This window comes from Aeromonas sp. BIGb0405, from assembly GCF_024807335.1.
Lineage (GTDB): Bacteria > Pseudomonadota > Gammaproteobacteria > Enterobacterales > Aeromonadaceae > Aeromonas > Aeromonas rivuli.
The window spans coordinates 258,382-271,935 of the sequence record NZ_JANUEP010000003.1; the positions used below are offsets into that span (position 1 = coordinate 258,382).

Sequence of the window (13,554 nt, forward strand, 5' to 3'; positions counted from 1 at the left end):
TGTTCAGGCTCGGAGGAAACCGCATGATCGGAGGAAACCGCATGATGAGCAGAGTCGCACGCAGGGGGGCTGTGGGCGGGACACGGGCGCAGGCAAGGAGCGAGCCAGGGGCACCAGGAGCAGGAGATGAGCATCATGCTCAGTGACGAGAGCGGCCGCGCGCGCGGTCGCGGTGCAGTGTTTGGCCAGGGCCTTGGCAAGACTGCCTCAGATGAACACCGGGGGCGGGCCCCTCGCGACGCGGGGCAAGGAGGACGATGGGCACCTCTTGCTCAAGACTCGCAGGCTGGCCCCGCGCCTGGCAAGCACCCCTGCCATCGTCAGAGAGGGCGGCAAATGACTCAGCGCGAGACCCAATAGCATGGTGCGCGGCAAGTTTGCCTCCCTGGCCCTGATCCTGGTGGCCTTTCTCGGGGTCACTATCTGGTCGGCCTGGAGCAATGATCGCGCCTTCACCCTGCTGGTGCGCTACACCCAGCTCTCTGCTTGGTCGTTGGCCCAGCTGGAGTTTGAAATGCAGAGCTTCCAGGAGGGGGTAATCCTCTATCAGAGCGGGGATCTGGATGAGCGCGAGCTGAACAAGCGTTACGATCTGGCCTGGAATCGGCTGGAGATTTTTCTCAATGGGGACGAATCGAGTATCATCCGCCAGCACTTTGACGCACAAAGCAAGGTGGGACGCATCTTCACGCTGATCAAGGCCCATGAGCAGGATGTGCTGGATCCCCATCCGGGGTCTGCGGGCCTTGATAAGCTGGCACTGGGACTCAAGGAGATGATGCCGGACATTCGCGGCCTCATGGTGGAGAACTTCACCGGCCCGAGCGCCATTCGTCAGCGAGTCTCATTATTGCAATCCAAACAGAGCAATTTCTGGTTGCTGAGTGGCCTGTTGCTGGTGGGCCTGGTGATGCTCTACATGCTTTTCCGGGAAACCCGCCGCCATCAATTCCTGGCCTGGAACGATCCTCTTACTCGATTGCCCAATCGCGCCGCCTTTATCCGGGAGCTGGAGCAGGCTGCGCGACGCGATGTCAATCAGCAGCGCCCGCTGACGCTCTGCCTGCTCGAACTCAATCACTTCAAGGAGGTCAATGACAGCCTGGGTTATGCGGCGGGGGATGCCCTGCTGATGACGGTGGCCCGGGCCATCGAGGAGTTCGTCGCAGGCAGGGCCTTCGTGGCGCGTATTGGCGGTGATGAGTTTGCCCTGTCGTACTTCGGTGAACAGGAGCCGGATTACCCGGATCGCCTGCTGGCTCACCTGCAGCAACTGGTGTTTCAGGCCGATCCGGCCCACAGAGTCAAGGTGAGCATGGGGATCAGCCAGGGCCTGACTGCCAGCCACCAGGTTGAAGAGATCATGCTGTTTGCCGACATTGCGCTGGACAATGCCCGCCAGCAAGGAGTCCGCAGCCAGCTGTTCAATCAGGCCATGCTGAGCCGTTATGAGCGCAGCCGTCAACTCGCGGCCGAGTTGCGTGATCATCTGGATGGGGATGGGAGTGATCAACTCAGTCTCTACTATCAACCCATCATCAAGCGGGAGGGGCGTCACCTGCTCGGCGCCGAGGCCCTGCTTCGCTGGCAACATCCTCAATACGGCTTCATCAGCCCGCCGGATATCATCAGCCTGGCCGAAGACAATGGCCTGGGAGAGCGCCTCGGCGACTGGATCTTCAATCAGGTCAGCCAGGACTTGGCACCACTGCCGCCCAGCAAGATGATGAAGCTGGAGATCTCCATCAACCTTTCCAGCTCCATGTTCAATGAGGAGTTGCCCTCGCGGGTGGCGCGCATGCTGCTGACGAGTCCACTGTGTGCCGATCAGTTGATTTTGGAGTTGACCGAAACCATAGCCCTGGACGATCTCGAGCTCAGCCAGCGTATTCTGACCGCTTTGCAGCAGCTGACGGTGCGCATTGCCCTCGATGATTTTGGCACCGGCTGGTCCTCCTTTGCCTACCTCAAAGAGCTCAACTTCAACAAGATCAAGATAGACAAGTCCTTCATATGCGATATCGACAGCCACGCCCGCCAACAGCTGTTCGTCAGCAGCATCACGGATCTGGCCCACAAGCTGGCGGTGCCCGTGGTGGCCGAAGGGGTGGAGACGGCGGCTGAGCTGGCGGTGGTCTACGATCTCGGCGTCGATGAGATCCAGGGGTTCTTCTACGCCAAGCCGATGCCCGCTGCCGATTTTCGTGCCTTCTGCCAACGCTACCTTGCCCATCAACCACATGCTGTCTCACTCATGGGCTGACGCCCGTCCCCGCCTCGGGTATAGTCCTGCGCCAGGAAACGCCTTGAGGAGTGCGAGATGAAATTCAGTCCCCTGCTGGACGACATGATGAAGGCCTTGCAGGTTCTGCCCGGGGTCGGCCCCAAGTCTGCTCAGCGCATGGCTTTTACCTTGCTCGAACGCGAGCGCAGCGGTGGCCTGCGTCTGGCCCAGCTGTTGACCCGCGCCCTGACCGAGATTGGTCATTGCAGCCAGTGCCGCACCTTTACCGAGCAGGAGCGCTGCGAGATTTGTCAGAGCCCCAAACGGGCCGAGAGTGGTCTGCTGTGCGTGGTGGAGAGTCCGGCGGACGTGGCCGCCATCGAACACACCGGCCAGTTCTCCGGTCGTTACTTTGTCTTGATGGGGCATCTCTCCCCCCTCGATGGCATAGGCCCGGAAGAGCTGGGGCTCGAGATCCTGGAGCGCCGCCTGAAGGATGAGTCCATCAGCGAACTGATCCTCGCCACCAACCCCACCATCGAGGGGGACGCCACCGCCTGGTACATCGCCGACATGGCGCGCAGCGCCGGGGTCGAGGTGAGCCGCATCGCCCACGGCGTGCCGGTGGGCGGCGAGCTCGAATTGGTGGATGGCACCACGCTTTCCCACTCCCTGATGGGGCGCCAGCGCCTGAAGTAGCGCCTCGGCGTGACCCGGGTCTTGGCGCTCACCAGCGCCGACACCCGACAATGTGACCGCCACGACCAGGGGCGAGTGTGCAAGATTGCACACTCGCCCCTTGATATTTGCAAGGCCAGCCCCATCTAGGTTGGGTAACCGTTCAACCGATGTTTTGAGGACTGGTCGATGACCCAAAGTGTTCATGCCGAAACCCACGGCTTTCAAACCGAAGTCAAACAACTGCTGAGCCTGATGGCTCACAGCCTCTACTCCAACAAAGAAGTGTTCCTGCGCGAGCTTATCTCCAACGCCTCCGATGCGGCGGACAAGCTGCGCTTCAAGGCGCTTTCCGATGCCTCTTTGTTCGAAAACGACGGCCAGCTGCGCGTGCGCCTGGTGGTGGACAAAGAGAACAAGACCCTGACCATCTCGGATAACGGCATCGGTATGACCCGGGATCAGGTGATCGAGCACCTTGGCACCATTGCCAAGTCCGGCACCGCCGATTTCTTCAAGCACCTGTCCGGCGATCAGGGCAAAGACTCCCAGCTGATCGGCCAGTTCGGGGTGGGCTTCTACTCTGCCTTCATCGTCGCCGACAAGGTGACCGTGATCTCCCGCGCCGCCGGCACCGAGCCGAGCCAGGGCGTGCAGTGGGAATCGGAAGGTGAAGGCTCCTTCACCGTCGCCGACGTGACCAAGGCCGGTCGCGGTACCGACGTCATCTTGCACCTGCGCGCCGAGGAAGAGGAGTTCCTCGACGACTGGCGCCTGCGCGCCGTGGTCGCCAAGTATTCCGACCATATCAGCGTGCCGGTGGAGATGTTCAAAGAGGGCACCCCGGACCGTGAAAAGGATGGTGAAACCATCGTCGGTGCCGATGCTGAAACTACGGGGGGCGAGTGGGAGCAGGTCAACCGCGCCACCGCACTCTGGACTCGCAATCCGAAAGAGATCAAGGACGAGGAGTATCAGGAGTTCTACAAGCACGTCGCCCACGATTTCGAAGATCCGCTGCTGTGGGGTCACAACCGGGTGGAAGGCAGCCAGGAGTACACCAGCCTGCTCTACATCCCGGCCCGCGCCCCCTTCGATCTTTACAACCGCGAGCAGAAGCATGGCCTGAAGCTCTACGTGCAGCGCGTCTTCATCATGGATGACGCCGAGCAGTTTATGCCGACCTACCTGCGCTTCGTCAAAGGGGTGCTGGATTCCAACGATCTGCCCCTCAACGTCAGCCGCGAAATTTTGCAGGACAACAAGGTCACCGCCTCCTTGCGCAAGGCTTGCTCCAAGCGCGTCCTGACCATGCTGAACAAATTGGCCAAGGACGATAGCGAGAAGTACGCCAAGTTCTGGAGCGAGTTCGGCAACGTGCTCAAAGAGGGGCCTGCCGAGGATTATGCCAACCGGGAAGAGATCGCCAAGCTGTTGCGCTTTGCCAGCACGGCGGGCGAGGGTGAAGCCCAGACCGTCTCCCTGGAAGAGTATGTTGGCCGCATGAAGGAAGGCCAGCAGAAGATTTACTACATCACCGCCGACAGCTTCGCCGCTGCCAAGAACAGCCCGCACCTCGAGATCTTCCGCAAGAAAGGTGTCGAAGTGCTGCTGATGTGGGAGCGGGTCGACGAGTGGCTGATGAGCCACCTCGACGAGTTCGATGGCAAGCAGCTGGTCTCCGTCACCCGTGGCGAGCTGGACTTGGGGGATCTGGAAGATGAGGCATCCAAGCAGGCGCAAGAGGAGGCCGAAAAGGCCAACGCCGGTCTGGTTGAGCGCGTCAAGAGCAGCCTCGGCGAGGCGGTGAAAGAGGTACGGGTCACCCATCGGCTGACCGACTCACCCTCTTGCATCGTCACCGATGACAGCGGCATGAGCACCCAGATGATCAAGCTGATGCGCGCCGCCGGCCAGCCGGTACCGGAACAGAAGTACATCCTGGAGCTCAACCCCGACCATGCGCTGGTGAAGAAGTTGGGCGCCATCACCGACGACAACCTGTTCGGCGAGTGGGTCAGCCTGCTGCACGAACAGGCCCAGCTGGCGGAGCAGGGCGGCCTCAATGATCCGGCCAGCTTCGTCTCCCGTATCAACCGGCTGTTGCTTCAGTCCTGATGAGTTGGCCCACTCTGGCGAGTGGGCCTCTTTTTTGCCGATCCCTTGGCAGCTGTCGTGCCGGACAGCTACGACAGCTACGACAGCTGCTGCATTTTCACTCACTTCCGGTTTCCATCTGCCTCTCCTCACCCTAAGGGGAGTGTGGGGATACTGGTGGTAAAATCGGCACTCGCTCGCGGTTTGCTTGTTAAAAAGCGGGAAACCGTGTAGTTTTTTGCCTTCTCAAGATTTGAATAACCAATCAATAGGAGCGTGTATGCGCATTGTTCTGTTGGGGGCTCCGGGTGCCGGTAAAGGCACCCAGGCTCAGTTCATCATGGAAAAACACGGTATTCCCCAGATCTCCACCGGCGACATGCTGCGGGCGGCGATCAAGGCGGGCACCGAGTTGGGCCTCAAGGCCAAGGCTGTGATGGATGCAGGTCAGCTCGTCTCCGACGACATCATCATCGGTCTGGTCAAGGAGCGTATTGCTCAGGCTGATTGCGCCAACGGTTTCCTGCTGGACGGCTTCCCCCGCACCATTCCTCAGGCACAAGCCATGAAGGATGCTGGCGTCGTTGTTGATTTCGTGCTCGAATTCGCCGTGCCGGACGAAGAGATCGTCAAGCGCATGAGCGGCCGTCGTGTGCACTCCGGCTCCGGCCGAACCTACCACGTGGTGTTCAACCCGCCGAAAGTGGAAGGCAAGGATGACGTGACCGGCGAGGATCTGGTGATCCGTGCCGATGACGAAGAGACCACGGTGCGCAAGCGTCTGGATGTGTACCATCAGCAGACTGCGCCGCTGATCGGTTTCTACGGCAAAGAGGCCGAAGCCGGCCACACCCGTTACGTCAAGATCGACGGCACTCAGCCCGTTGATCAGGTGAGCCAGCAGCTGGCCGCCATTCTGGCCTGATCCCGCCATCGGGATCATTGCCATATAAATAGGGCCCATACTGGGCCCTCTTTGCATGTGACAGGAAGCAAACGTGACCACCAAAACCGGGATCCTGCTTGTCAATCTGGGCACCCCAGCCGCTCCGACCCCCGCCGGCGTCAGGGCTTTTCTCCGCCAATTTTTACAAGACCCTCGGGTGGTAGAACTGCCGCGCCTGCTGTGGTCGCCCCTGCTCAATCTCGCCATTTTACCCATTCGCGCCCCCAGGGTGGCCAAGCTCTACCAGCAGATCTGGACCGAGCAGGGCTCGCCCTTGATGGCCATCAGTCAGCGTCAGCGCGCGGCCCTTGAACAAGAGCTCAAGCGCGAAGGCGTCGATGTGCCCGTGGTATTGGCGATGACCTATGGCAAGCCTTCCCTGAGCGACGGCTGGCAGGCGCTCAAGGCGCAAGGGGTCAACCGGGTGATATTGCTGCCGCTTTACCCCCAATATAGCGCCAGCACCACGGCGGCCGTGTTTGATGGCTGGGCCAAGGTGATGAGGGGCGAGCGTCACTTGCCGGTGATGCGCCTCATCCGCGACTATCACAACCACCCGGAATACATTCAGGCGCTGGCCATGAGCGTGCGCCGCCAGTGGGAGCAGCAGGGCCAGGGTGAGCACCTGTTGATCTCTTTCCACGGCATCCCCCAGCGCTGTGAAGATGAGGGAGACCCTTATGGTCACCAGTGCCGCCGCACCGCGACTCTGCTGGCCGAGGCGCTGGGTCTTGCGCCTGAGCAGTGGAGCGCCAGCTTCCAGTCGCGCTTTGGCAAGCAGGAGTGGCTCAAGCCTTACACCGACGTCACCATAGCCCAGCTCGCCGAGCAGGGGGTCAAGCGGCTCGATGTGATCTGTCCGGCCTTCTCGGCCGATTGCCTCGAGACCCTGGAAGAGATCCAGGTCGAGAACCGCGCCGTCTTCCTTGAGGCGGGAGGGGAGCAGTTCCACTATATTCCGGCCCTCAACAGCGATCAGGCCCACATCCGCATGATGGTGTCGCTGATCTGCCGCGAGCTGGCCTGAGTGGGCCAGGCGCTGCCCTGATATTCAGGGGCAGAGCCTGGCTGTTTTCACATCCTGATACCCGATCCACGCCAGAGGGACACGCCCATGCTGTTACCCATCACCCTGACCTACGCCGGCCTGCTCGGCTTGCTGTTTCTGCTGCTCTCCATCTGGGTTGTCAAGCGCCGTGCCCAGTTCAAAGTGATGATAGGAGAAGGGGAGGCCCCGCAAATGCTGGCGGCTATTCGTGCCCACGGCAACTTTGCCGAGTACGTGCCACTGACGCTGTTGCTGCTGGCGCTGTGTGAATTGGCGGGCTCGGCGCCGCTCTGGCTGCATCTGGGCGGGGGCATGCTGCTGCTCGGACGGATACTGCATGCCATCGGCATTCAGCAGCCCAAGGCGCCCAATCCGGCACGACTCTTCGGCACGCTGCTGTTCTGGGGGTCGCTGGCGCTGCTGAGTCTGCTGGCCTTGCAGGCGGGGATCTTGGCGCGCTAGTCCTGACGCCAGCCATTTTCTCCTGGCGACCGACAGAGACTATCGGTTAGCCCCAGCGCACGGGCCGGATTGTTAATGACCACCCCATGGCCGGGTGGTTTTTTTGCATGCATGGCAAACGTTTTCGCTCTGCAAGCCTTGTCTATACTGACTTCATATTTTAAATGTGCGTCTATTCGCCGCTTCGGATTGTGTTAAAATCCCGCCCCTCGTTCATCCCAGAGTCAAGGCCACAGCCATGAAATTTCCCGGTCAGCGCAAGTCAAAACACTATTTTCCGGTCGACAGGCGCGATCCCCTCATCACCCAGAATCCGCAGATGACCGAGCTGGGTCAGGCTTATGTGGTGGGGATAGATCAGACCCTGGTGGACATTGAAGCCCATGTTGATGAGGCCTTTCTGACCCGCTACGGCCTGAGCAAGGGTCACTCAGTGGTGATCAGCGACGATGTGGCCGAGCGCGTCTATGAGGAACTCAAGACCAACAACATGGTGGTGAGCGAATTCGCCGGTGGCACCATAGGCAATACCATGCACAACTACTCGGTGCTGGCCGATTCCCACTCTATCCTGCTCGGCGTCATGAGCCAGGACATCCGCATCGGCAGCTACGCCTACCGTTATCTGTGCAACACCTCGTCGCGGGTCAATCTTGATTACCTGCAGCCGGTCAGTGGCCCGGTCGGGCGCTGCTTCACCTTCATTACCGAATGCGGTGAGCGCAGCTTTGGCATCAATGCCGGCAAGATGGATCACCTGGACGTGGCCCATATCCCGGAGGAGGTGATCAAGGGGGCTTCAGCCCTGGTGATCACCGCCTATCTGGTGCGTGGCGAAGATGGCACGCCGATGAAGGAGGCCGCCATGGCCGCCGTGCGTTATGCCCGAGAGTCCAATGTGCCTGTGGTGCTGACCCTGGGCACCCGCTTCGTCATCGATGAAAACCCCCAGTGGTGGCGTGACTTTATTGCCGAGAACGTGACCGTGCTTGCCATGAACGAAGATGAGGGGGAGGCGCTGACCGGTTTCTCCGATCCGCTGATGGCTGCCGACAAGGCGCTGGATTGGGCCGACATGGTGCTCTGCACCGCGGGCCCTATCGGCCTCTACATGGCGAGCTACACCGACGAGGACCATAAGCGCGAGACCACTCATACCCTGCTGCCGGGCCAGATCCCCGAGTTCAACATGTATGAGTTCAGTCGTCCCATGGCTCGGCACAGTTGCCGCAATCCGGCACGGATCTACTCCCATATCTCCCCCTACATGGGCGGTCCGGAGAAGATCAAGAACACCAACGGTGCCGGTGACGGTGCCCTGTCTGCCGTGTTGCACGACATGGTGGCCAACGCCTACCACCGCATGAATGTGCCCAACTCCGCCAAGCATGCCTCCGAGTTTCTGACCTATTCCTCCCTGGCCCAGGTGTGCAAGTACGCCAACCGGGTGAGCTACGAGGTGCTGGCCCAGAGCAGCCCGCGCCTGTCCCGAGGCTTGCCCGAGAAAGAAGACAGTCTGGAAGAGGTGTACTGGGAGCGTTGATCCTGCGTTGTTGAAAACTTTAGGCGCCTGCGGGCGCCTTTTTGCATTCTCTGGTCTGGATCATGTTTTTGGTGCCCCATTTGGCTCATGAATAGACAGCGTCAACGGAGCCGTCATACCTTGGTCATCAAGTGTTTTCAGGGCAAGGATGAAGGAATGTTGAGACGATGGACCATAGGCCGGCGCTTGTTGCTGGTGACCCTGAGCGTATTGTTGATCCTGGCGTTGCTGCTCGCCAGCAGCCTGCACCTCTATTTTGATGGCCTGATGGCGGAGAAGAGTCGCCAGACCCGGGCTCAGGTTGAAACCGCTTACACCCTGGTGGCGAGCTTCGAGGCACAGGTGCGCAGCGGCAAGCTTGAGCAAGCCCAGGCCCAGGCTCAGGCACTGGCTGCCCTCAAGGGGCTGCGATACGGCGACAACGACTACTTCTGGGTCAATGACAGTCACCCGACCATGGTGATGCACCCCATGAAGCCCGAGCTGGACGGCAAGGATCTCTCCGGAGTGGAGGATCAGCAAGGACTCAAGCTCTTCGTCGCCTTTGTCGACGTGGTCAAGCAGCAGCCGGAGGGGGGCGAGCAGGCTTACTACTGGCCCAAGCCGGGGGTCGATGCGCCGGTGCGCAAGATCTCTTACGTCAAGCGTTTCGCCCCCTGGGACTGGATCATCGGCACCGGCGTCTATGTGGACGACGTCGAGGCCCAATATCAGGGGGTGCTGAAGACCCAGCTCGCCATCGGCCTGGTACTGGCCCTGCTGCTCATCGCCCTGGTGAGCCTGATAGTGCGCAGCATAGTGGCGCCGCTGACCCAGTCGGTCACGGCCCTTGGCAACATAGCGCGGGGAGAGGGGGATCTGCGATTTCGTCTCCCGGCCGAGGGCCATGACGAGTTGGCCCAGCTCTCGACCAATTTCAATGACTTTGCCAATCAGATGGCCCTGCTGGTCGGACGCACCCAGCAGATCGCCAGCCAGAACCGGCAAGGGGCGAGCCAGCTTGGTCAGGTGGTGGAACGCACCAGCCAGATAGTGACCAGCCAGGAGCAGGACACCCTGCGGGTGGCGAGCGCCATGGAGCAGATGACGGTGAGCAGTCGCGAGGTGGGAGATCATGCGGCCCAGGCGGCGGTCGCCGCCGATGAGGCCAAACGCCTGGCCGGTGATGGCTGCCAGGTGGTGGAGCAGACCATAGGCACCATAGCCCGATTGGCCGATGAGATGCAGGAGACGGTGCGTGCCGTCACTCACCTGGAGCAGGAGACCCTGAAGATAGGTTCAGTGCTGGATGTGATCCGTGGCATCGCCGAACAGACCAATCTGTTGGCGCTCAACGCAGCCATTGAGGCCGCCCGGGCCGGTGAGCAGGGCCGAGGCTTTGCGGTGGTGGCCGATGAGGTGCGAACGTTGGCTAATCGCACCCACAGTTCGACCGACGAGATCCGCCAGATGATATCGCGGTTGCAGGCAGGGGTGAGTACGGTGACGGGGGGGATTGACCAGTTGCAACAGTTGTCGCGGGCGACCGCCGATCAGGCCACCGATGCGGGGGGCGCCATCCATGCCATCACCAGGGTGGTCGACACCATCACCGAGATGAATGCCCAGATAGCCAATGCCGCCAACGAGCAGAGCAAGGCGGCCGATGAGATAAATCACCGCCTGGTCTCCATCTCCCAACAGGCGGGGGAAGCCCAGGCCCAGAACCGCCAGACGGAGCAGGCGACACGCGCGCTGGCACAGTCGAGCGATGAGTTGAGTGCGCTGGTCAGTCAGTACCGCACCTGATCTCCAATGGGGCGGGATCTTGGCCGGTCGTGCGTCATCAGGGTGTGGATCTGCACGTTACCTGGCCTCAGTGGCGGGGTTCGGGCCCGGATCCCCCCTTTTTAGGGATTTGACTTGAGTCCGCTGCGCTTTTGGGACACCATTTGCCCAACCTGGCCAGTACTGGCCCCGGCAGCCCGAAAGAGAGAGCACCATGAGCAAGCTAACTGACAACCTTGACGCCAATTTCCAACTGTTTATCGAAGAGGTCCGTGAGTCGGGTCAGCTATGGGGCTTGCGCTACGGTGAGGATTGGGTGGTGTGCCGCTCAGCCGAATTTGAAGATGCCGATGTGATGCCACTCTGGTCTGCAGAAGGGGATGCCCGTCTGCATTGTGTCGATGAGTGGGCCGACTATGAGCCTGAGCTGATCGATCTGGAAGAGTTTCTCGATATCTGGATTGGCGATCTGGACGAAGATGATGTCCTGGTCGGACCGAACTGGAATGCGGAGCTGGAAGGCCAGGAGCTTGAGCCTATCGAGCTGGCCAAGGTACTGGTTGAACTGGACGCCTGAAGGTTAGCGACCCCCTCACCTTACCTGCATTGAACCTGCGATCCGTCGCAGGTTTTTTTATGGGCGTTTTGCCTTTGCAGCGCTGCCTCCTATGGTTCATCATGAACGTTTTGCCAAGGGAAGCGCCATGTTTGTATTCGAGGTGACGGGAGTGGAGGGGGAGTGCGGCGAGATCCGGGTGCAGGCGCTGGATTGGAGCCAGAGTGGCCCGGTCAGCTTCACGTGTACCGACAACAATCTGGCCATTCTGCTACTGACTGAGTGCCGCTGCGATGCCGTGGGCTTCTTCAATCTGCTGGCTGGCTGCAAGCCGCTCTATGTTGAGCAGTGGCTCGGCTATTTGCAGGAGAGTGGCCGTCTTGCCAAGGTCGTGTGTCAGCAGCGCAGCCCCGCCGAGGCAGATTATCTTGCCAGCGCCGGGTTGAGCAACGAGGAGCTCAATGCCTTGCTCGGTCAGATCTACCGGGTCGCCGGGTTCAACCGATTGCAGATCAACCGCTACCTCAAGCATCGCCACAATCCCACCCTGCTGGCGACGCGTTACGATCAGAAAGAGCTGGAGCGCTATCGTCAGCTCAACGATGTCATTCTCACCTTGTTGCGTTTGAAACACACTCAGTGAGCCGTGCCGACTGGCGCGGGCATCGGGTGGGCAATGAGGTAACCCTGCAACCCATCCACGTACATGCTTGCCAGCAGTTTTTTCTGACTCGACTGTTCGACCCCTTCGGCGATGACCTGGCTCCCCATGCGGTGCGCCACTTCCACTATCATGCGCACAAATTTCTGATTGGTACTGTCCTGCTCCAGATCGAGTAGCAGCGCCGGATCCAGCTTCAGATAGTCAGGTTTGATCTCCTGGAAAAGAGAGAAGGAGCGTATTCCCTGGCCGAAGTTGCAGATGGCCGAGCGGCTGCCACAGCGGCGTAGCAGCTCAAACAGCCGGCGAGCCCCGGTCAGTTGCCGAGACAGGTGCTCCTCATCAAGCTCGAAGACCAGATGGGCACTGATATCGGGCTCCATGCTGAGTTGACGCTCCAGCCAAATGAGAAACGCGCTGTTATGGAGCAGATGGGGGGACAGTTTGATGCCCCAGCGACTCTGCTGCGCCCCCAGGGTTCTGTGCTCGCGGATCAGGTGCAGGATCATCAGCTGGCTCATGCGCATCAGCAGATCCAGACGCTGGGCCATGGCAAAGAGGCTATCCGAGGCCAGCACAGCCCCATCTTCCCCATAAAACTGGGGGTAGAGACTGTAATAGGCCGGATGATTGCCATTGAGCAACTCGATGGGCTGGTAGGAGAGCGAAATGCGCTCCTGTTGCAAGATCTGCTCGAGCACCTGGCGCCACTGCTGCTGCCCCAGCCCCTCCTCATACTCGTCTTCCAACTGAATGGACCAGCCATTGATCTCCTGGGTCTGGGCACGAGCCAGGGCCAGATCGGCTCTGGCCAATATGGCCTCGATACGCTGGCCACTGCAGATGGTGGTGATACCGCAGCACGCCACGCTCTCTATCTTCTGGCTGTTTTGGTAGAGATCGAATGCCAGCTTGAGATCCCGGCCGAGCAGGGGCAGGGGGGTGTTGTTGATGGCATGGATCTGCACGGCGAAGTCGGCACCTGAGATGCGATAAATTCTGTGCTCCGGCCAGCGCTGGGCCGCCTGTTGAATGAGGGTCGCCACGTCTTTGAGGTAGGTATCGCCGGACACAAATCCGCGCTGGCGATTGAGGCTCTCCAGTGCCGTGGCCCGGATCAGCACCAGGATGGCGGTGCGGGTGCCTTGGTCTTCCTGCAACAGATGGGTGATATCGTGACGAAAGCGCTGGCGATTGGCGAGCTGGGTGAGGGGGTCTTTCTCGGTGCGGTGCTTGAGATCGCTGAGTTGTAGACGCAGCTGCTCTTGCTCAAGGTGCTGGCGATTGAAGAGCTGTTGCAGGGCCTGACGCTCCGGTGAGAGGGGAAGTGGCTCCGCCGAGCCTTGCTCGAGCGCCTGGATGAGGGCCACCCGTCTCGCCTCATCGGCCTTATGGCGGCGATAGCGGCCATAGGCAAGGGCAAGCAAGGTACAAGCGAGCAGCGCCAGGGTCGACAAGAAGGGGTGATCGGCAGGGAGCAGGCTCCACTGTGCCAGCAGGATCAGCCCCGTCATCAGGGGATAGGGTGTAATGCTCTTGGACGGTTTTAAATGCATCCTATGATCCCGCGCT

The 13,554-nt window shown here is 60.4% G+C and carries 11 protein-coding genes; 10 read left to right on the plus strand and 1 reads right to left on the minus strand.

The features are described from left to right. Nucleotides 1–361: 361 nt before the first annotated feature. The 10 genes from M2366_RS09495 to M2366_RS09540 all read left to right on the plus strand — a co-directional run bounded on the left by M2366_RS09495 (nt 362) and on the right by M2366_RS09540 (nt 11,964). Entirely contained in the window at nt 362–2,263 is a 1,902-nt protein-coding gene (locus tag M2366_RS09495) for a bifunctional diguanylate cyclase/phosphodiesterase (protein ID WP_224430528.1), read from the plus strand. A gap of 57 nt (nt 2,264–2,320) precedes the next feature. Further along, on the plus strand, nt 2,321–2,923 hold the full coding sequence (recR, locus tag M2366_RS09500; protein WP_042043139.1) for a recombination mediator RecR: 603 nt from the start codon (nt 2,321–2,323) through the stop codon (nt 2,921–2,923). Between the two features lie 168 nt (nt 2,924–3,091). After that, entirely contained in the window at nt 3,092–5,020 is a 1,929-nt protein-coding gene (gene htpG / locus M2366_RS09505) for a molecular chaperone HtpG (RefSeq protein WP_259269566.1), read from the plus strand. Between the two features lie 259 nt (nt 5,021–5,279). Then, entirely contained in the window at nt 5,280–5,924 is a 645-nt protein-coding gene (gene adk, locus M2366_RS09510) for an adenylate kinase (RefSeq protein WP_042043142.1), read from the plus strand. Between the two features lie 73 nt (nt 5,925–5,997). Continuing rightward, a complete protein-coding gene (gene hemH / locus M2366_RS09515; protein ID WP_259269567.1) occupies nt 5,998–6,972 on the plus strand; it encodes a ferrochelatase in 975 nt (324 codons plus the stop codon). Nucleotides 6,973–7,062: 90 nt separating this feature from the next. After that, nucleotides 7,063–7,455, plus strand: coding sequence for an MAPEG family protein (locus tag M2366_RS09520; RefSeq protein WP_259269736.1), 393 nt, complete (start codon nt 7,063–7,065; stop codon nt 7,453–7,455). A 238-nt stretch (nt 7,456–7,693) separates the two neighbouring features. Further along, the gene (locus M2366_RS09525; protein ID WP_259269568.1) at nt 7,694–8,998 is read left to right on the plus strand and encodes an inosine/guanosine kinase; all 1,305 of its coding nucleotides are present in this window, start codon (nt 7,694–7,696) and stop codon (nt 8,996–8,998) included. Between the two features lie 156 nt (nt 8,999–9,154). Further along, nucleotides 9,155–10,786 (plus strand): methyl-accepting chemotaxis protein, encoded by a 1,632-nt coding sequence (locus tag M2366_RS09530; protein ID WP_259269569.1) that lies wholly within the window; start codon nt 9,155–9,157, stop codon nt 10,784–10,786. Between the two features lie 193 nt (nt 10,787–10,979). Then, nucleotides 10,980–11,342: a DUF2750 domain-containing protein gene (locus M2366_RS09535; RefSeq protein WP_042043146.1), complete on the plus strand. Its 363-nt coding sequence runs from the start codon at nt 10,980–10,982 to the stop codon at nt 11,340–11,342. A 127-nt stretch (nt 11,343–11,469) separates the two neighbouring features. Next, complete coding sequence (locus M2366_RS09540) at nt 11,470–11,964, plus strand: hypothetical protein (RefSeq protein WP_259269570.1); 495 nt, start codon at nt 11,470–11,472, stop codon at nt 11,962–11,964. On the opposite strand, the gene M2366_RS09545 is transcribed toward M2366_RS09540, so the two are convergent. After that, nucleotides 11,958–13,538, minus strand: coding sequence for an EAL domain-containing protein (locus M2366_RS09545; RefSeq protein ID WP_224430523.1), 1,581 nt, complete (start codon nt 13,536–13,538; stop codon nt 11,958–11,960). The two genes, M2366_RS09540 and M2366_RS09545, sit on opposite strands and share 7 nt — an antisense overlap. Between the last annotated feature and the right edge of the window lie 16 nt (nt 13,539–13,554).